The organism is Lactococcus formosensis, from assembly GCF_018403745.1.
Taxonomy (GTDB): domain Bacteria; phylum Bacillota; class Bacilli; order Lactobacillales; family Streptococcaceae; genus Lactococcus; species Lactococcus formosensis.
Genome location: NZ_BOVP01000007.1, coordinates 47,531 through 67,462, shown reverse-complemented (window position 1 = coordinate 67,462; position 19,932 = coordinate 47,531). Strand labels below are relative to the sequence as shown.

20 protein-coding genes are annotated in these 19,932 nt (G+C 38.4%); 2 read left to right on the top strand and 18 right to left on the bottom strand.

The genetic code is table 11. The annotated features are described in order from the left end of the window. Positions 1-5: 5 nt before the first annotated feature. The 8 genes from ftsA to glmU all read right to left on the bottom strand — a co-directional run bounded on the left by ftsA (position 6) and on the right by glmU (position 7,575). The gene (gene ftsA, locus KJS37_RS08585) at positions 6-1,367 is read right to left on the bottom strand and encodes a cell division protein FtsA (RefSeq protein WP_213496887.1); all 1,362 of its coding nucleotides are present in this window, start codon (positions 1,365-1,367) and stop codon (positions 6-8) included. Between the two features lie 119 nt (positions 1,368-1,486). Further along, entirely contained in the window at positions 1,487-2,359 is an 873-nt protein-coding gene (locus KJS37_RS08580; protein ID WP_213496885.1) for a DegV family protein, read from the bottom strand. 11 nt (positions 2,360-2,370) lie between these two features. Beyond that, positions 2,371-3,099, bottom strand: a complete 729-nt coding sequence (gene rlmB, locus KJS37_RS08575; RefSeq protein WP_017369103.1) for a 23S rRNA (guanosine(2251)-2'-O)-methyltransferase RlmB — start codon at positions 3,097-3,099, stop codon at positions 2,371-2,373. Between the two features lie 49 nt (positions 3,100-3,148). Beyond that, positions 3,149-4,459: an aminopeptidase C gene (gene pepC / locus KJS37_RS08570; RefSeq protein ID WP_213496883.1), complete on the bottom strand. Its 1,311-nt coding sequence runs from the start codon at positions 4,457-4,459 to the stop codon at positions 3,149-3,151. Positions 4,460-4,534: 75 nt separating this feature from the next. Next, on the bottom strand, positions 4,535-5,215 hold the full coding sequence (locus KJS37_RS08565; protein ID WP_017369105.1) for a 5'-methylthioadenosine/adenosylhomocysteine nucleosidase: 681 nt from the start codon (positions 5,213-5,215) through the stop codon (positions 4,535-4,537). Positions 5,216-5,310: 95 nt separating this feature from the next. Next, positions 5,311-5,589: a cell wall synthase accessory phosphoprotein MacP gene (macP, locus tag KJS37_RS08560; RefSeq protein WP_017369106.1), complete on the bottom strand. Its 279-nt coding sequence runs from the start codon at positions 5,587-5,589 to the stop codon at positions 5,311-5,313. Further along, a complete protein-coding gene (locus tag KJS37_RS08555) occupies positions 5,582-6,166 on the bottom strand; it encodes an NUDIX hydrolase (RefSeq protein ID WP_213496881.1) in 585 nt (194 codons plus the stop codon). The genes macP and KJS37_RS08555 overlap by 8 nt, the downstream gene beginning before the upstream one ends. 32 nt (positions 6,167-6,198) lie before the next feature. Further along, positions 6,199-7,575, bottom strand: a complete 1,377-nt coding sequence (gene glmU, locus KJS37_RS08550) for a bifunctional UDP-N-acetylglucosamine diphosphorylase/glucosamine-1-phosphate N-acetyltransferase GlmU (RefSeq protein ID WP_017369108.1) — start codon at positions 7,573-7,575, stop codon at positions 6,199-6,201. A gap of 157 nt (positions 7,576-7,732) precedes the next feature. Between glmU and proC the strand changes: the two genes are divergently transcribed. Then, the gene (gene proC, locus KJS37_RS08545; protein WP_017369109.1) at positions 7,733-8,524 is read left to right on the top strand and encodes a pyrroline-5-carboxylate reductase; all 792 of its coding nucleotides are present in this window, start codon (positions 7,733-7,735) and stop codon (positions 8,522-8,524) included. 143 nt (positions 8,525-8,667) lie between these two features. Next, positions 8,668-8,937 (top strand): 30S ribosomal protein S15, encoded by a 270-nt coding sequence (gene rpsO / locus KJS37_RS08540; RefSeq protein WP_017369110.1) that lies wholly within the window; start codon positions 8,668-8,670, stop codon positions 8,935-8,937. Between the two features lie 80 nt (positions 8,938-9,017). Here rpsO and pknB read toward each other — a convergent pair whose 3' ends face one another. From pknB to gmk, 10 genes are all read right to left on the bottom strand, one after another. After that, on the bottom strand, positions 9,018-10,967 hold the full coding sequence (gene pknB / locus KJS37_RS08535) for a Stk1 family PASTA domain-containing Ser/Thr kinase (protein WP_213496879.1): 1,950 nt from the start codon (positions 10,965-10,967) through the stop codon (positions 9,018-9,020). Beyond that, positions 10,967-11,740 carry a Stp1/IreP family PP2C-type Ser/Thr phosphatase gene (locus tag KJS37_RS08530; protein ID WP_165713924.1) on the bottom strand — a complete coding sequence of 258 codons (774 nt, stop codon included), beginning with the start codon at positions 11,738-11,740 and terminating at the stop codon, positions 10,967-10,969. Before KJS37_RS08530 ends, pknB begins: the two co-directional genes overlap by 1 nt. Positions 11,741-11,760: 20 nt before the next feature. Beyond that, positions 11,761-13,032, bottom strand: a complete 1,272-nt coding sequence (gene rsmB / locus KJS37_RS08525) for a 16S rRNA (cytosine(967)-C(5))-methyltransferase RsmB (protein WP_213496877.1) — start codon at positions 13,030-13,032, stop codon at positions 11,761-11,763. Further along, the gene (gene fmt / locus KJS37_RS08520) at positions 13,022-13,975 is read right to left on the bottom strand and encodes a methionyl-tRNA formyltransferase (protein WP_017369114.1); all 954 of its coding nucleotides are present in this window, start codon (positions 13,973-13,975) and stop codon (positions 13,022-13,024) included. The genes rsmB and fmt overlap by 11 nt, the downstream gene beginning before the upstream one ends. Positions 13,976-14,286: 311 nt before the next feature. Beyond that, positions 14,287-14,766, bottom strand: a complete 480-nt coding sequence (locus KJS37_RS08515) for a nucleoside 2-deoxyribosyltransferase (protein ID WP_017369115.1) — start codon at positions 14,764-14,766, stop codon at positions 14,287-14,289. Further along, positions 14,750-15,304 carry an LOG family protein gene (locus KJS37_RS08510; protein ID WP_165713921.1) on the bottom strand — a complete coding sequence of 185 codons (555 nt, stop codon included), beginning with the start codon at positions 15,302-15,304 and terminating at the stop codon, positions 14,750-14,752. The genes KJS37_RS08515 and KJS37_RS08510 overlap by 17 nt, the downstream gene beginning before the upstream one ends. After that, on the bottom strand, positions 15,301-15,957 hold the full coding sequence (locus KJS37_RS08505) for a deoxynucleoside kinase (RefSeq protein WP_017369117.1): 657 nt from the start codon (positions 15,955-15,957) through the stop codon (positions 15,301-15,303). The genes KJS37_RS08510 and KJS37_RS08505 overlap by 4 nt, the downstream gene beginning before the upstream one ends. Positions 15,958-16,203: 246 nt before the next feature. Continuing rightward, positions 16,204-18,531, bottom strand: a complete 2,328-nt coding sequence (locus KJS37_RS08500; RefSeq protein WP_213496875.1) for a primosomal protein N' — start codon at positions 18,529-18,531, stop codon at positions 16,204-16,206. 146 nt (positions 18,532-18,677) lie between these two features. Continuing rightward, a complete protein-coding gene (rpoZ, locus tag KJS37_RS08495; RefSeq protein WP_017369119.1) occupies positions 18,678-19,037 on the bottom strand; it encodes a DNA-directed RNA polymerase subunit omega in 360 nt (119 codons plus the stop codon). Positions 19,038-19,150: 113 nt separating this feature from the next. Next, positions 19,151-19,780, bottom strand: a complete 630-nt coding sequence (gene gmk / locus KJS37_RS08490; protein WP_017369120.1) for a guanylate kinase — start codon at positions 19,778-19,780, stop codon at positions 19,151-19,153. Positions 19,781-19,932 lie beyond the last annotated feature (152 nt).

The window sequence follows — 19,932 nt, the reverse complement described above, 5'->3', positions numbered from 1 at the left end:
TCGTTTTAGTCAAAAAGGTTTGAGAACATGTTGCGCATACGATCCACAACACCTTCTTTTTCTTCTTCAGGTTCAGCTGCTGGTTGAGCAACTGGACGAGCTGGAGCTTCTGTTGGATAGAAGTTATTTTCTTCATAATCCATTGTATCTGTTGTTTGAAGAACAGGTTCTTCGTACTGTGCAACAGGGGCAACATATGTGCTATCAGAAGCGATGGCTTGTGATACAAGTCGATCAATATCTGTGCGTTCACCAACGTAGTTCACAACACTGATTACTTGAGCAAAAGCTGGATTACGCAAGCCCATTTCGCTTGGTACGAAGAGACGCGCGTTCATGCCAATTACTTTTGTTGCAAGATTCACTGTACCAGGCATTGCCGCAGCTCCACCAAGTACCACAATACCACCAGGGTAGTCCAATGAACGTGTGTTCTCCAAATCTGATTTCACACGGCTAAAAATCTGTGTTAAGCGTGCCTCAATGATTTGTGAAAGATAATATTCTGTGATTTCTTCTGGGTCTGCTTGACCAACGACGTCAACCGGGAAATACTCTTCTTGACTGGCGCGTTCTGTACTTGCTTCACCATAGTTCAGTTTCAAATCTTCTGCTTCACTCAATGAAGTATTGAGAACCGTAGAGATATCACGTGTCACATAATCACCACCTTCTGGGCTTGTATGTGCGAATTTCAATTGTTGATCACGAACAGCTGAAACTGTTGTTTGGCCTGCACCAAGATCAATCATTACTGTACCAAACTCACGTTCTCCTTCTGAAAGAACATAGTGACTCATGGCAAGTGGAGCAATTACAAGGTTATCTACAATCAATCCAGCACGTTCCACAACTTTACGAATGTTATGTACTAATGTTTTTGGACCTGTGTAAATAATACCACGCATACCTAAACGTACACCAAACATCCCACGAGGATCAGAAATCCCTGTAAAATCATCAACTGTAAACTCAGTTGTCTCTACAGAGATTATTTCACGTTCAGGTACTACACCACGCATCAATGCATTTTGCACAGTTTGCATTACATCATCTTCTGTAATTTCTTTTGAAGCCCCGATAATTGGAACCATGCCTTGGCAATTTTCCATCTCGAGTTGATTGGCAGGAATACTGACATTAATTTTGTCAATCGTAATCCCTGCACGTTCTTCAGCAGCATTAACAGCCTTACGTAAAGCTGTTGCCACCTTTTCAATATCTACAATAATTCCATTTTTTAAGCCGTCAGATTTTGCATTTCCAACGCCAATTATATTCATTTCATCTGAGACGTACTCTGCAACCAACACTTTGATAGTATTCGTACCGATGTCAACGCCCGTATAAAGTCCACTTTTTAGCATAAAAGCGACCCCTTTCCTCACATATCACAATTCATATTTTCAATTTATCGAGTTTACACTCACTCTATATTTTAACACAAAATCACAGTAAAACAAGAGTTCAACTGTGATTTTTTATATTAATTCCTATTTTTTTTAGCAATTGAAAAAATCGCCAAAGTACCAGAACCTGTATGAGTGACAATCGTTGGGCTCAAAGGACGAATGTCAACCTTGTCAACATGTTGCGCCAAGAAAAGTTCTTTCACTTCTTGAGCAGTTGCCTCACTACCTGAATAAGCTACAATTACACGTGAATAAGCTGGATCCATCTCTTCAAGTGTCATGTCAACTAAACTTTTAATAGCCTTCTTCTTGCCACGTACTTTGGTCAGTTGTGTCAACTTGCCTTCTGAATCCACTGTAAGGAGAGGTTTAATGTTAGCCATCGTCCCAACCATAGCAACAGCTTTGGGAATACGACCTCCTCGTGCAAGGTGATTCAAATCGTCAACCATAAAAAGACTCTTAAGTCGTAAAATAAGCTCCTCAAAAATTAGAAGTGCTTCTGTCAAGCTCTTCCCAGATTCTCGTAGCTCTACCATTTTTTGAACCAAGAAACCTTCTCCCGAAGCTGCAGCCAAGGTGTCCACCACCGTAATTTTAGCTTGTGGATATTCTTCTAAGACCATTTCACGAGCGATAACGGCAGATTGATAAGTCCCTGATAGTCCGGATGAAAAAGCCAGATATACAATTTCTTCTTCTGGATTTTGGCTTATAAATTTTTTAAACAACTCAGAGAATTGGCCAGAGTTAATTTGTGATGTCTGAACAGTTTTACCTGCCTTAATTTCACGGAGAAGGTGTTCGTTACTCAGGCTATTTTCACCAATCGTTGGAAAGGTTTGATCGCCAATAGTAACCGTCATTCCTAATACCTCTATGTCGTACTTTTGCAAATAATCTTCACTCAAATCCGCTGTTGAATCAGTAACAATGCGAAAAGTCATCTTTTTTCCCCTTACATTTTATTTCTAAAAATTTCGTACATCAAAATACTAGCAGCAACACTTGCATTCAAACTTTGAACATGGCCAACCATAGGAATCGTAATCATTTCATCCACTTGTTTCTTAAGATTTTGGCCAATACCTTTTCCTTCATTACCAATTACCAATGCAACTTTTCCTGAAGTATTCCATTTGGAATAAGTTGTACCATCCATGTCGGTTCCAAAAGTCCAAAAACCAGCTTCTTTTAATTTATCTAGCGTTTGAGAAAGGTTTGTGACACGTACTACAGGTACATGCTGAAGCGCCCCTGTACTTGCTTTTACCGCGATTGGTGTAATCCCTACTGAGCGGTGTTTCGGAATGATGATAGCATCCACTCCTGTAGCATCAGCAGTTCGAGCAATCGAGCCTAAATTATGAGGATCTGTCAACTCATCCAAAATTAAAATTGTTGCTGCTTCTTTGTTTGAAATTTGCGCTAAAATCGTCGCTAACTCTGCGTAAGCAAATTCTGCCACACGTGCAACAAAACCTTGGTGTACACCATTTTCTGATATTTTATTTAACTCAGTTTTTGGTGTCCAAGAGATGTTTACTTTTTTTTCACGCGCAAGTTCCTTGATTTTTTCAACGTTCTTACCCCGTAATTTTTCCTCGACATAGAGCTTATTGACTACTCCTGCATTGAGTGACTCTGTTACAGCATGTAAGCCGTATATGATATCCGTATTTTCCATAATATTATTATAGCAAAAAAGATGTCCATATGGGACATCTTCTCTTATTTTAAGCCAAAGCTCCCATAGGATCCCAAGGTAAGAGGATCTGTGGTTCAGCATTGTAGGCTGCAAGTTCTTCAGGAGTGAGCAAATCTTTGCGTACTACGATTTGGTAGGTATATTCATCCATCCAAGCATCAGAGGCCACAAAATACCCTTCCTTACCAACATCTTTACCCCAAGAGTTTTCCACTTTCCATTTCGTAGGTGCTCCATCTTCGTCCAAATCTACACCTGTTAAAACCATAGCATGTGTCATTAAAGATTCCGCATAATCTAAACGTGAGGCCTTATCCTGTATAAACTGAATATCAAGTGATGTCTCAAAATCATATGCATCAAGAGTCAACAAACCATCTTTACGGTTTGAAACTTGTCCAACATCGCAACCAAACCAAACTGTTTCGCCTGCTTGCATTTGTGCAATTGCGAGTTTTTTGAAACGATCCATGTCAAGATTCAAGTGCTTAACATCACGAGCTCCAACGACATTTCCCAGAAATTCAACCGTGTATGATTTGTTGTAAGGTTTATCTTCTGTTGGTGCATTAATGACTGAAACATAGTCATCAAGTTTGATATCCACATATTGAACATAAAATTCTTGGGCTGTGCCTGAGAATTTTTCTAATGTGTTTTCTTTGTCACGGAATGCATATTCAAAATGTTGCGGAGGAAGTCCAAGAGTTGCTGCTAAAAAGTTAAAAATTTCTTGTAACAAATTTTCTTTAAGAACTTGTACATCCTCACCATTTGCCAGTGCTTCTCTCAATAATTGAGCATCTTGGCGCAACAACTTGTCTAAATATTGGTTAAGTTCACGCGAATTAGAAGATGCTGCTGATTCAGGATAAATATCTTTAGGAACGACACCGTATTTTTCAAAAAGTGCAACAACCATGTCCCATTGCCCACCGTCCTGCTGTGGCGTTTGGAGCAAAAATTTCAAACGACGATCGTCCATATCCACATGGTTAATGATTTGTTCCATAAACCAATTTGACTTCTCGTATTTATCCCAAAAGAAAGTGTAAGCCTGTGATAGTTCAAAGTTTTCTAACTTAAATTGTCCAATCATTTTATGACGAAAAGTATTCAGAGCAGCAAACATCCAACAACGACCTGATTGTTTTTGATTCGTTACTTTATCTTTGGTAAGGTCAATTGAAAACTCTGGAATATTGTTGGCATGTGAGCTACGAACTTCCAAAGCATTCAGGAGCCCATTTTTCGTCGCTGCATTTTCAACGGCGCGAAATTTTTGGTTTTCTGCAAAGTTATCATAAAGTCTTTGTGTGAAATCTTGAGTAATAGTCATTTCATTCTTCTCCACTTCCATGTATTGATTTTATTATTATAACTTTTTTTGGTGAAAAAGTCAGCTAATTATCGTTTATTTCATATTGTTCAGAAAATTCATTAATGTTTGGGCAGATTTACGACCTGCTTCAATAATAAATTCATCAAATTTCACATTTGCGTCATGGCTCGCTGTATCTGACATTGCACGAATAATAACAAAAGGTTTCTTTAATGCTGTTGCTGCTTGCGCAATAGAAGCCCCTTCCATTTCAACAGCCAAAACATCTGGAAAGTGGTTTTTGATTTCAGCTATACGGCTGTCGCTAGAAATAAAGCTATCAGAGCTTGTAATCAAACCGACAACAGGATTCTCTATCGCTTTTTTCAGTTCTGAAACAAAATATTTACTGCTCTCAAAATAAAGTGGTTGTTGCGCCATTTGACCAAAGGCATAACCAAAGGCTGTAACGTCTACATCATGATAAGCCAATCTATCTGCAACAACAACATCACCAATTTTTAATTCATGATTGACGGCCCCTGCAGAACCTGTATTAATAATCCCATCAACGGAGAAAACTTCAACTAGCAAAGTCACTGCCATCGCAGACATCACTTTACCTATTCCTGATTGAACTAATACAACTTCGTGACGACCTATTGATCCTGTATGAAAAACATAACCGTGTCGTGTAATCTTACTTGCTTGATCAAGATTTTCTACAAGAGTACGTAGTTCTTCCTCCATTGCACAAATAATTCCTAATTTCATTTTTTATTCTCCTTTTTCTTTCATTGTGGTAAATACATTATATAGTATAAAAGTTTAAAATAAAACCCCACATATATGTGAGGCATGGATATCATTTAGAAGTAATACCAGAAAAATAAAATTCCTATCCCAATTACAACAAGAGACGTAATAAGAAGCCATTTGTTTACACGGCTACTTCGTTTTTTCTGCTTGGCATTTTCAATGCGACGACTCTTATACACAGCATTTTTAGATAAATCACGTTCAAGCTTATCATACTTCTCTGAAATTTCTCGGTCTTGCTCTAACTCTTCTTTGAGAATTCTCTCCAAACGTTTTCTTTTTCGCTCTGCATCCTCGATGATATCATCTGTTAAAAGTGGTTTAGGCATCTAAATCTCCTTGTGTTTTCAGACTTTTTAGTTCCCAGTACCAAACAGACATGATTGTCTTAGCATCACAAATTTGACCTTCTTCAATCATCGTCTTAGCTTCTGAGAGTGTCACTTCAATCATCTCAAGAAATTCTCCTTCGTCCTTGGGACGAGGGTTTTCAACCTTCGTGAGTCCAATAGGGAAATAAAGATATGTTTTTTCAGATGAAAAACCAGGTGTACCATAAAAGCTCGTAATTTCGACAAGTTGTTCTGCTGTATAGCCCGTTTCCTCTTCTAATTCACGTAAAGCAGCTGCTTTCGGATCATCCAGCTCATCAGCTTCAAGTTTTCCGGCAGGCACTTCATAAATAAATTTTTCAAATGCTTTACGATATTGCCCTACTAATACAAGCTTATCCCCAATTATTGGTGCAACAGCAACGCCGCCATTATGAAAAACCAACTCTCTCGTTGCCATTGTATCATCTGGAAGGCTTACTAAATCCTTCACCACTCGAAAAATTTGTCCGTGAAAAATTTGCTCACGAGACAAAGTGGGTTCTTCAAACTTTTTCTCGTCAAATTCTCGCATGTTTATCTCCGTTATCTTTATTTTCTTATGTTTTACTCACCACGAAAATGCGGCAAGCGACGTGCTGCACCTGATTTTTCAACTTGACGTGAACGCCCGATTGCGATACTTTCTGGTGCAACATCTTTAGTAATTGTTGATCCTGCAGCAGTTAGGGCGTTTTTTCCTACCCGAAGTGGCGCAACTAATGTTGAGTTGGAACCAATAAAGGCAAAATCATCAATTTCCGTATTGTATTTATTTTGTCCATCATAATTTACAGTGATTGTTCCAGCACCGAAGTTTACTTTTTCACCAACTGTTGCATTACCAATGTAAGTAAGGTGACCGGCTTTTGTTCCTTTACCGAGTGTTGATCCTTTGATTTCAACAAAGTTACCCACATGAACTTTTTCGCTGAGAACCGTTCCTGGGCGCAAGTGAGCATATGGTCCAACATTACTCATGATGTTCATTTTACTGCTTTCAATCCATGACGAACGAATTTCACAATGAGAATGAATTTCTGAATCCTCAATGCGGCTTCCACTTGTAATCAAAGTTTTCTTGCCAATAACGGTATTACCCATAATTTGGACATTTGGTTCAATGATTGTTTCTTCACCGATTTCGATATCTGCATCAATATAGGTTGTTTCAGGATCAATAAGTGTTACACCATTGACCATATGTTGGTGGTTGATACGACGACGCATAATTTTTTCTGCTTGTGCTAACGCTACACGATCGTTTACACCAAGACTTTCATCAAAATCCTCTAAGATATGAGCTGTAACATTGTCCCCTTGTTTTTTGAAAATTTCGATAACATCTGTCAAGTAGTACTCACCTTGTGCATTATCTGTTGTGAGATTTTCAAGTGCTGCGAATAAAGCTTTATTATCAAAAATATAAGTACCTGTATTAATTTCTTGAATAGCTTGTTCTTCTTCAGAAGCATCTTTTTGCTCCACAATTTTTTCCACACAGTTCTCTGCATCACGGATAATACGTCCATAGCCTGTTGGGTTTGGTGCAAGAGCTGTTAAAATAGTTGCTGTGGCTTTTTGGGCTACATGATACTCAAACAATTGTTCTAAAGTTTCGCCTGTAATTAATGGAGTATCACCCGCAATAACCAATGTTGCGCCTTCTTCATTTTCAAGTAAATCTGAGGCAATACGAACTGCATGTCCTGTCCCCAACTGCTCGTCTTGTTTCACAAAGTTCGTCCCTTTAGGAAGAGTTTCAATAACTTTGTCCGCTTCATGCCCAACAATCACAATACGTTTTGCCATATCGACTTGATTGACACTTTGTAAAACGTGACCTAACATTGTTTTCCCAGCCACATTATGAAGAACTTTCGGTAAAGAAGATTTCATTCGCGTCCCTTTTCCAGCTGCGAGTATAATTGCATATTTTTCCATTTTATATGGCCTCCAAAACTTATTAAATTTCTAATAGAATATACATTAATTATATCACACTCTAAGAGTATTTCTAATTATTGTCTTTGTTTCTATAAATATGCTAAAATATATGCTAAAATGAAGGAAGTCCTACTATAAAGAAAATGGAGATAAAATGAAAACAATTGGTTTTATAGGTGTCGGTAAGATGGCATCTGCTATCATTACTGGACTTGATAAGTCAAATGTCCGCGTACTTATTTCAGGGCGTGATTTGAGAAAAACAAAAGATCAAGCTGATAACTTAGGTGTATTTGCGAGTCACTCACATGGTGAACTCGTTGAACAATCTGATCTTATCGTTATGGCTGTTAAACCTCAAATTTTGCCTGACATTATGGAAGAGATTTCCCCTCTCTTTACGAAAGATAAAACTCTTATTTCAATCGCAGCTGGTTTTGATTTAGAAGCATTATCAGATATGTCTAAAACATATGACTTTCCAATCATCCGCGTAATGCCAAACATTAATGCACAAATTCAAAAGTCAACTTCTGCTATCGTACGTAACGAATATGTAAGTTCAGACATCTACCAGTTGACTCAAGAAATTTTCTCTTCAATCGGTACTGTTCATGAAGTTGCTGAAAAGGACTTTTCTACATTTACCGCTATTGCTGGTTCAAGTCCTGCATATATCTATATGTTCGTTGACGCCTTAAGCCGAGCTGGTGTTCTTCATGGTATTCCTAAAGATCAGGCTACAAAAATCGTTGCAGAAACCGTTGCAGCATCTGCTCAAATGATTTTGGAATCCGGAGAGGGCCCTTGGACTTTAGTCGATAAAGTTTCAAGTCCTGGTGGAACCACCGTTGCTGGTGTTGTTTCTTTAGAACAAAATCATTTTGTAGCTACAGTAATTGATGCAATCACTGCAACGATTGAAAAAGAGAACACCTTAAACTAAAACCGCTTTTGTCACCTCATAAGCTTGTAAAAAATATAAAAATAGTGTAAGATAAGTAGGTAGTTTTTTACAACTCATTCTTGGTTTTGCGCTTTGCCTGCGCTCTACTCAGTATGAGCACTAAATAAAAAGGAGAAAAACTCATGGCAATCTCAAAAGAAAAAAAACAAGAAATCATCAAGCAATACGCACGTACTGAAGGCGATACTGGTTCACCTGAAGTTCAAATCGCTGTTTTGACTTGGGAAATCAACCACCTTAACGACCACATCAAATCACACAAAAAAGACCACGCAACTTACCGTGGATTGATGAAAAAAATCGGTCACCGTCGTAACCTTCTTGCTTACCTTCGTGAAAAAGATGTTCAACGTTACCGCGAACTTATCGCTTCACTCGGTCTTCGTCGTTAAGACTCAGAAAAAACTGCCTTTGGGCAGTTTTTTTCTTTTACTATATAAAAAACTTCCAGATATCTGGAAGTTTTTTTGTGTCAAGACGCTTGTTCCGTTGTACTATTCGTGTCTCCATTGTTTGAGGAAGAATCTTTTTCTTGGTTGGAAGAGTCTTTACCTTGTTCTGGTGAAGTCTCCGGTGTTGTTTCTGGAGTCGTCTCTGGTGTTGTTGTTTCCAGTGTTGTTTCTGACGTTTGATTGCCACCTGTATTACTATTGTTAGCTTTCGCCACTGTCAAGGTAATTTTTGTATTTGACGGATTAAATTCTTTTCCTGACTCAGGGCTGGTTTGTGTTACGTAATAACCATTAAGGTTAGAACTTGAAACTTCGCTTGCTGTACTTGCATCAACAAAGGTAATATTTGATTTAGGTACTCCAAGACTTTGCAGCTGATTGAGGTAACTGATTGCTGATGTTGAGCTTAAGCCACCTGCAGTAAGGGCAAGCGCAGGCATAATTACCGTCTCACCTTCAGACACATCAAATGTGATTTGATCATTACCTGTTGGATCGAAAAACTCTCCTTTAACTGGTGTTTGCTTCACAATAGTACCTGAAGCTTCAGAGCTTGTCACATAATTTACCTTAATTTGACTCTTGCTGATATTTTTATTCAAAACAAGCTCATCCACAACGTCCTCATACTTTTGTCCGACATAGTCGTCCATCTTAAAGCCACTTGCACCTTGTGAAACATAGATATCTACTTTGCTATTTTTTCGAACATTAGATCCTGATTCAGGATTTGTACGTGTTACTTTGTCCTTTTCAACGGTCGTACTTAATTCAGGAATAATATTTCCAACAGTAAGATTTTTGTCTTTTAGCTTACTTTCTGCTTCTTCCTGTGTCATATTTGTCACATCAGGAACAGAGACATTTTGAGGCGTTGTAATCATCCAAGCTGTAACACCTCCTGCGATAAGTACAAGTGCAAGAACAATCCAAGCAATCAATCCTTTACGTGATTTCTTCTTTATTAGCTCCGGATCTGTTTTCACCTTGTCTTCGGCAACACTATTTTTTGCTTCGTCCTTTTGTTCTGATTGCGGATTATCAATTAGAGGTTTTGTATCATAGGGATTGATTAACTTACTAGGCAAAGCTTTAGTTGCATCTAAGTCCTTATCAAAGGTAAGCTTCGGCTCCCCTTTACGATCCAAACTGGTAGCCGTAGCTAGGTCTGTCATCATCTCCTCAACATTCGCATAACGATTGTGAATATCTTTAGCTGTTGCTTTGATTACAACATTTTCCAATGCTTGAGGAACATTTTTATTGATATTAATAATGCTTGGTACATTTTCTTGAAAATGTTTTAGAGCAATCGCTACTGCAGAATCCCCGTCAAACGGGATTTGCCCTGTCAACAACTCAAACAAAATAATACCAATAGCATAAATATCTGACTGAAGTGTTGCATTCGCCCCACGCGCTTGCTCTGGCGATAAATAGTGAACACTTCCAAACATCGTGTTGGTTTGCGTTAAACTCGTTTCTGTCAGGGCCTTGGCTATCCCGAAGTCCGTCACTTTCACGTTCCCACTTTGAGAGAGCAATACGTTTTGTGGCTTCAAATCACGGTGAATAATACCATGGTTATGCGCACATTCCATAGCTGAAAGAATTTCTGAAGTAATGTTCACTGCCTCATCATTTGACAAAGGAGCGTGTTCATTGATGTATTGTTTTAAAGTCATTCCATCAACGTATTCCATGACGATATACTGTTGATTTTCAGACTCTCCTACATCAGAAATACTCACAATATTAGGATGAGAAAGTTCTGCCATTGCAAATGCTTCTCGTTGGAAGCGAGCAATTGCAATATTGTCGTTTTCAAAATTAGAGCGTAAAACTTTAATCGCTACTTGACGATTATCAAGATAAGTATCTTCCCCTTGATAAACATTGGCCATACCCCCTCGGCCAACTTCTTTAATGATTTTATAACGATCTGCAAAGATTTTTCCGATTTGAATCATCAGTCAACCTCCACATCTTCATTCATCACTACAGACTCTTCGTCAATTTTCACTAAGATCACTGTGATATTGTCATGTCCGCCTGCTTCATTTGCAAGACCTACAAGTATTTCCGTCTTCTCTTCAATACTCGCCTCTGAATAGACAACTTCTAAAATCTCCTCAGAGGATATCATATTTGTCAAACCATCAGAGTTCATCAGAAGATAATCTCCCGGCTGAACATCCACAGCTTGTAAGTCAGCTTGAACTTCAGCCGACTGACCAAGAGAACGCGTAATGATGTTTTTGTTAGGGTGTATTTCAGCCTCTTCTTCAGTAATTTGACCTGCATCAACAAGCTCTTGAACTAAAGAATGGTCTGTTGTAATTTTTTGCATCTGACCATCACGAATTAAGTAGGTACGACTGTCACCGACGTGAGCCGAGATCACTTGGCCTTCTTGCATCACTAAAGCTTCAAGCGTTGTCCCCATCCCTTGATACTCATCAAGTTTACCTAAATCTGCAATATTTTCACTTTCATTACGGATTTGGTTGCGGAGCCATGTTTCCATTGTCGCAACAGGTGTGCCGTCATCAAAAAATGATTCCGACCATAATTTTCCCAAATCCTCTACGGTTAATTTACTCGCGACATTGCCTGCTTTATGTCCCCCCATACCATCTGCTAAAAGAAAAAGACGATAGCCTGCGCGGTTAACATAAGTGCCTGCAAAGTCTTGGTTGGCGGTACGTTTCATACCAATGTCTGATAAAATACTATATTCCACTTTTGCTCCTTATAAAAGAATTAAAGTTTTCTGAATTTCGCAATAAAGAAACCATCTGTATGATACATTTCTGGTGTAATGAAAATACAACCTTCTGTGATAATATCTTCTTTTTCATGCGAAATTTCAACCTGTTCAAATTCTGGATGAGTCTCAAGGAATTTATTTACCACCTCAAAGTTTTCTTCATCAAAAATTGTGCAGGTACTGTAGACCATTATACCATTTTTCTTTAGCTTTTTCGAAGCACTGTCTAAAATTTTCAGTTGAATTCCCTGTAAATTAAGAAAGTCAGAGCTTTCCTTACGATAACGGATATCAGGTTTACGACGAATCAAACCAATCCCAGAGCAAGGTGCATCAACCAAGATACGATCAAAGTCTTCTTCATCCGCAAAGCGTTCTGCTAATTGCGTTGCATCTGCTTTGACTGTCGTAATTTTTTCCCAAACCCCTTGGCGTTCTGCATTATCTTCAATGAGTTTTAACTTGTGGTCATAGAGATCACAAGCTGTGACATGCCCATCATCAAGGTATTGAGCGATGTGAGTTGTCTTTCCGCCTGGTGCAGCACAAGCGTCAAGAACCCGTTCACTTCCTGTTAATTCAAGTTGTGGCGCTACCAGCTGGCTGGTCTCATCCTGAATAGTAATTTTCCCTTCAATAAATGCTTGGCTATGTGCAAAATTACCATGATCTGCCACACGCCCAACAGGAGAGAGTTCTGAGGGTACTGTATCTGGAACAGTAACTTGAGGATCGATTATTCTGAGGCTGGCTTTACTTGGTTTTTCTAAGCTCTCTAACATCATTCCTGTACGTTTTCCGCCAAACTGTCGTACCATTTTATCCAAAAGAAGTTTAGCCATGGAGTATTTGATTTCCCAAGTTTTTGGCTCTTCATTTCGACGCTCTGAACGCATAAAATTGCGCAAAACAGCATTGATAAAGTTTCCTGCTTGCTGCCCATCTTTACGTTTAGCTATCTTAACAGCTTCATCAACGGCAGCTGAGGTTGGCACTTTATCCATGAAAAGGATTTGATATATGGTCATTATCAATAGCATCTTCGCCCACGGTTTTGGTTGTTTTTTAAAGAAAGGCTCTAAATACCACTCCAAAAGTTTTTCTTTAGATACGACACCATAAACCAAAGCTGTTACAAAATTACGGTCTAAGTCCGAAAGTTCTACTTCACGTAATGTTCTATCTAAGGCAATATTCGCATACGCATCATTCCCAAAAATATCGTTGAGCACGTCAAGTGCGACTTGTCTTGCATTATTTGCCAAATTGATCTCCTATATTTACTTTCTGTCCTAAACCATTAAGGAAACTAATAATATCCATTTTGGGCTTTCCAGCTGGCTGTACTTCGAGAAGTTCTAAAGCACCAGAACCTGTTGCCACTATGAGGGATTTTTTTGTTTTATCAATAATTTCACCAGGTTGTCCTTGTTTCTCTGTGTCGATAGGACGACTGTTGTAGATTTTGAATCGTCCTTGATTCCAGAGGGTATGTGCTACAGGAAATGGATTCATACCACGGATTTGATTAAAGATTTGACGGTTATTTTTTGACCAGTCAATTTTTTCTTCGTCAGGGCTAATGTTTGGAGAGAAAGTCGCTTGTGTTTCATCCTGCGCTTCTGGTTTGATTTCTCCTGCAACGTATAGAGGCAACGTTTCAAGAAGAAGATCACGGCCGATAATAGCTAATTTTTCGAACATCGTTCCTACATTATCTTCATCTAAAATCGGAGTAGAAGCTTTCGCAACCATATCCCCTGCATCCATCTTTCTGACCATTTCCATAATGGTCACGCCTGCTTCTTTTTCGCCATTCATAATTGCATAATGGATCGGTGCTCCACCACGATACTTAGGCAACAAAGAGGCATGAACATTTACTGCAAAAGCCATTGCATCAAGTAATTTTCCTGGCAAGAACTGCCCGAAGGCTGCCGTTACAATACCTGCACCTTGAGCACCAAATGCCAGTAATTCATCCATTTCAGCTGAACCAGATAATTTCTCAGGCTGTAAAATTTTCAAGTCCGCTTTCAATGCCAGCTCTTTTACGGGTGTTTGACGAAGCTCTTGCTTACGTCCCACCTTACGATCAGGCTGTGTGACGACAGCTAAAATGTCATAACGTTGGCTATCAATCAATCCTTGCAATACCGTTTGAGAAAACTTAGGAGTCCCCATAAATATGATTTTTGTTTTTGTCATAGTATTATTTTAACACGTTGTCTAAATCTTTTTCTTAATGCTTCAAGTTTATTGTGATTTCCTTGAACATATTTCTCGTGTCCCTCATCCTCCTCTTTTATTTTTCATAAAAAACTTTATTCTTATCCTATAAAAAATGTGTGCCTTTATTATAACATTTTCTTAACCCCTATTCCTTTTCATACCCTTGATTATAGACTATAATCTCAGGATATTCTTCTCTTTCAATAAAAAAATAAAAAAGAGAGCACAACAATACATCTCTCTTTTATTATTTGTTAGCCCCAAAATGAATTAAAAATAAATAATAACTATATATATTTGCCGGTATAAGGTAGGGGTTGAGCTTCCATAAAATCATATGTTTCTACTTGTTCAGCTTCGGTGAAGAAGGCGGTATTTCGCTCTGTGAGCATAATGTTTCCCGGTCCATTTTCTTCAAAACGAACCAAGAAAGTCGGTTTGCCTTTCGCTATCGCATAGCCTAACTCCCATGCAGTACCCGAATCCGTATCCTGTCCATCATAGTCTAAAATGGCAACAATTACATCAGCAGCCTCCACTTCTTTAACGTCGTTTTCCATTGTAGCTTTTGCCCACACTGGTGTAAATGGTTCAACATCCTCTGCTAATCCTTCTGGACGTTGGCAACGCATCGGACTAAAATAAGAGGCAACCGTTTCGTTCTTAGCAAGTGCTGCTTCCAATTTTTCCACTTTTTGAATTTGACTCTCACTGAAAAAGGGTGCTGCAAGATACACTTTTACTTCTTGTTCAAATAGCTTGTTCATAATTTAAGTCTCCTAATAACTGCATGGCTTGTTCCGTTGTCTCAACTAGATGGACAGCTTCTAAAACTTCTAAAGACAACATTTCTTCTTTGGTTTGTTGCTGAATCATATTAAATAAAGGAAGATAGAAGTCTTTATCAATGAAAATAACCGGCCGTATTTCTGTTTGTCCAATGCTCATCTCCGTCAGGAGCTGAAAAACTTCTTCCATTGTCCCAAAGCCTCCAGGCAAAATAATAAATGCTTCACCTAAATCAATCAACTTACGTTTACGTTCATCCATATTTTTAGCCAGATAAAGCTCTGTTGCATTTTGACGTGGCGGCTCTAAAGGTAAGACTCCTTCAGGATAAACAGCAATAACTTGTCCCTTATTCTCTAGCACCGCATCCGATACAGCACCCATACATCCTTCTTGAGAACCTCCATACACTAAGGTGTGCCCGCTACGCGTTATTGCTTCTCCGAGTTTCTTACTGCGCAATAAATGAGTCGGATTTTTTCCATCTCGGGCCGATAAGAAAACAGTTAAATTCATTTGCTGTTCTCCTCCTCAATTTCTGCGAGCTTGTCTTTAATTTGTTTAAGGACAAATAGTTTTGCTTTTTCATCCTCAACAAAATCATACTTATCGCCGTCAATTTGAATTTTCGGACAAATATCAAAATCCTCAAACCATTTTTCATAGCGCTTATTCAACTCTTGATAGTAGTCATAAAGTGAGCTGTCATATTCCAATTGTTCAAACTCACGTCCTCTTTTCTGGATACGTTCGAGCATTTTTTCAAAAGAAACACTCACATGAATCAAGAGATCAGGGCGCTTTTTGAAAGTTATTGTGTTGATTTCCTCTAACATATTTTCCAACAAAGCATCATAAACTTCTACTTCAATATCTGTTGCTCGTCCCAAGTCTGCATTCAGATGAAAAAGCAAACTGTCCTCATAAATTGAACGGTCAAGTACATTATTGTTATGCGAAAGTGCCCTTTTAATCGAGTCAAACCTCTTATTCAAAAAATAGATTTGCAACAAAAAGGCATATTTTTGTGGATTTTGGTAAAAGAGAGGTAAAACCTCATTATCATCTACACTTTCATAGAACGCCTCTGTTCCTAGATCCTCTGCCAACATTTCTGTAAGTGAACTTTTGCCAGCTCCAATTGTTCCAGCTAATACTAACACTGCCATTTTTTCCTTCCTAACTTTTTGTATTCTAATTTCCAGAATACTATGTGAAAAGGTTCATTGAGGTAATGAACACACTATTTTGCTTCAATACGCCTCAAGACACAAACACAACATATAGTGCCTAAAGACATTTTTTATTATATCACAACACAACATATAGTGCTCACTTTAAAAATGTAAGCAATGAAAACCTCGAAAAATAAGACAATGCTCATAAAGAAAAAAATGACAATTTACTTGTCATTTTTATACAAAATTTTGTGGTTCACTATCAATAAGAACTCTGACATCCTTGTTTTCACGCTTTTGCGTTAAATCAAGGACCTGATTTAATACTTCTTCCAGTTGCTCCTCAAAGCGATACTTCACCAGGATCTGATAATGATAAAGATTATGTGTCCGCGCGATGGGTTTAGGGGTCGGTCCTAATATTTTGGCTTTCTCTGATAAATTTGCCTTAACTATACTTGCTATCTCATAAGCTTTTTTTGCAACAGCATCTTCATCCTTATGACTAACTAAAATCTGAACCGTAAAATAATAGGGGGGATAAGACAGCTGTTGACGGTAATACATTTCCTGACGATAGAAGGCTTCATAATTTTGAACAGCTACAAGTTTAACCGCATAATGTCCCGGATTAAATGTCTGGATGATAACTTCACCTTTTTTATCTGCACGTCCTGCACGTCCTGCAACTTGCATCAATAACTGGAAACTGCGCTCACTTGCACGAAAATCTGGAAGATTTAAGCCAGTATCCGCATTAATCACGCCCACTAAAGTTACGTTAGGAAAGTCTAATCCCTTAGCAATCATCTGTGTACCCAAAAGCACATCCGCCTCATGATTACCAAATTTCTTTAAAATTTTCTCGTGTGCATTCTTCGTTTTTGTTGTATCTACATCCATACGTAAAATACGGATTTCTGGTAATAATTTTTCTAATTCTTCTTGTACCTTCTGCGTACCTGAGCCATAATATCGGATTTTTCGGCTTTGGCAGCTTGGACAAACTTGTGGAATCCCCTCTTGATGACCACAATAATGGCAATTTAAAGTTTTCGTATCCATATGAAGGGTTAAAGAAATATCACAGTTTGGACATTCAACAACGAAGCCACAATCTCTGCACATCACAAATGAACTGTAGCCACGACGATTAAGCATCAAAATTACTTGCTCATTTCGCTCAATTTTTTCACGAATTTTTTGAAGTAAAGCATCTGAAAAATTGGCAGACTTATCGCTAAGATTATTACGCATATCTACAATTTTAACTTCAGGTAGAAGAGCTTGGTCATTCGCACGGTGCGTGAGTGTCAATAAATGATAAACATTTCGCTGAGCACGTGCTCGACTCTCAAGACTAGGTGTCGCTGAACCGAGAACTAAACGTGCATGATGATATTGTGCACGTAACAAGGCAATGTCTCTGGCATGATAACGAGGACTTGAATCTTGTTTATAACTTGTTTCATGTTCCTCGTCAATAATGATAACTCCAATGTTTTCCAAAGGTGCAAAGATAGCTGATCGCGCCCCGACAACAACCTGTGCGCGTCCTTCCTTTATCTTACGCCATTCGTCATATTTTTCGCCATCTGATAGTCCCGAATGCATGATTGCAACTTTTTTCCCAAAGCGTGCAATAAAACGATTAGACATTTGTGGTGTTAGGGAAATCTCGGGAACCAGCATAATTGCAGATTGCCCTTTTTCCAAAAAGTGTTCAATAACCTGTAAATAAATCTCTGTTTTTCCTGAACCTGTAATTCCCTCAAGTAAAAAGGGCTTATCTGCAGAAGAAACAATAGCATCAAATGCAAGCTGCTGCTCATGATTCAGAACTTTCGCTTGATCAGGTACGACTGCTTCAAAAACGGATGAAGTTCTAGAAACCTCTTTTTCAGTCACTTCAACAAGTTCATTTTCTATAAAATACTTGATGACCGTCGAAGAAAAGGGCAAGTCTTTTTGACGCACACTTGCTTCTTGGTTTAAAAGATAGTCCTTTAATTCCGCTCTTTTTTTAGCTGCTTTTCCAATCTCAAAAGTGGCCAATTTGGCATTAGCCTTTAGATACTTTTCTATTTTCTTGTTCTCTTTTGACTTTGCAGAGTAGCTAACGACTAATTTCCCTGCCTTAATATCTTTTAAAGCTTGGACTTTTTGACTTTCGTCAAGCACGCTCCACTTGGTTTGAATTCCTTCTTGATTAGTCAAAATCTTATCATAACTTGAATTCAATAAATTAGGCAGCATCGCTTTCAGACAGGATATTTTGTAAGAAAAAACAGTATGTCGCATTTCATCTGCCAAACAGAGCTGTTCCTTTGTCAAGACGGGCTCTAAATCGAGAAGCTCAGCTATTTCTTTGAGATTCTCTTCTTCGTGATCTCCTGCTTCGATAACTATTCCCTGAACCAGACGATTTCCTTTACCAAAAGGAACATGGACGCGCATCCCTGGCTCAATCATCTCTTGCAGCTCTGTAGGAATTGCATAGGAGAATGGTTTATCTGTCTGCATCAGAGGAACATCTACAATAATTCGTGCTGTTTTTTTGAACATTTTTCTCCTCTGCTTACTTTTCCTGTGGCTAGATATAGTAATTTAATTATAGCAAAAAGAGATGAGCGAATGTCAACTCTGAATTTCGGAAAAAGAAAAACTTCCAAAGTTTAGATATATAAACCTTTGAAAGTTTGTAGAATATTTTATTCAGCCGCAGCAGCAGCAGCTTTAGCTGCACGGTTTCCTTTTTGTTTTGCTTCTTCTTCAGCTTCTTCTTTCGCAATTTGTTCACGAATAAGTTTTTCGGCCATTTTTTGTTGAAGACGTTCTAATTCACGTTTTTCTTTCAAAGTTTCACGTTTGGCATCTGGAGAAGGGTGGATTGTTACCGTTCCTTCTGCAATTTCTTCCAAAGCTTGTAAAGTACGCTTTACAGATTTGAATTCCATTGTAGGACGTTCACCATCACGTAGTTCATGAGCACGTTTGGCTTCCAAAACAACGAGTGAATATTTTGAATCCACGTTTTGGAGTAATTTGTCAATTGAAGGTTCTAACATCATATCAGTTTCCTCTTTTCTTTTCTGTACGCTACTACATTGGGCTGCGAGTACCAATGGGCTCTTTTTTCAAGCAGCCTGAGCGTCTTTCAGTTAAAAACTAAAGCCACTTGTTTTTAATTTTTTCCGTCTTCGTCTAACTTCTCAATCATATGAGCATAACGTTCCATGACACGATCAACACGGTAATGTTCGGCCTCAATAATCTTGATAACACGTTCTGCAGCGAGTTCAACCTTATCATTGACTACAGCATAGTCGTATTCACTCATCAAGCGAATCTCTTCTTTAGCTTTCATCATACGGTTATTGATAACCTCTGCACTATCAGTACCGCGCCCGACAAGTCGACCACGTAACTCTTCCAAGTCTGGAGGCGTCAAGAATACAAATACACCATCTGGTACTTTCTCTTTAACTTGTAAGGCCCCTTGAACTTCAATTTCAAGAAATACATCCTTACCTTCATCCAAGGTTTGATTAACGTAAGTTAAAGGAGTCCCGTAGTAATTGCCAACATATTCAGCATATTCTAACATTTCACCTTTGCGTATCATTTCCTCAAACTCTTCACGTGTACGGAAATAATAATCTTTTCCGTCTACTTCACCAGGGCGTTGTGCACGTGTTGTCATTGATACAGAGTAATCAAAGTTATTTTCATTTTCAAAAATTTTCGCACGGACAGTACCTTTTCCAACTCCCGAAGGACCGGAAAAGACAATTAATAAACCACGTTCGGGCATCTTTTTAACCTCACTTATTGTTTACAATCTATTCTAGCAAAGTTGGGCTTGTATATCTACTTTGCGTAACACAAAGTAACTTTAATTAATCAAATTGTAACATAACTTGATTATTTATTCTTCTTTAAATAAAAAAGTACCCCTAGAGTACT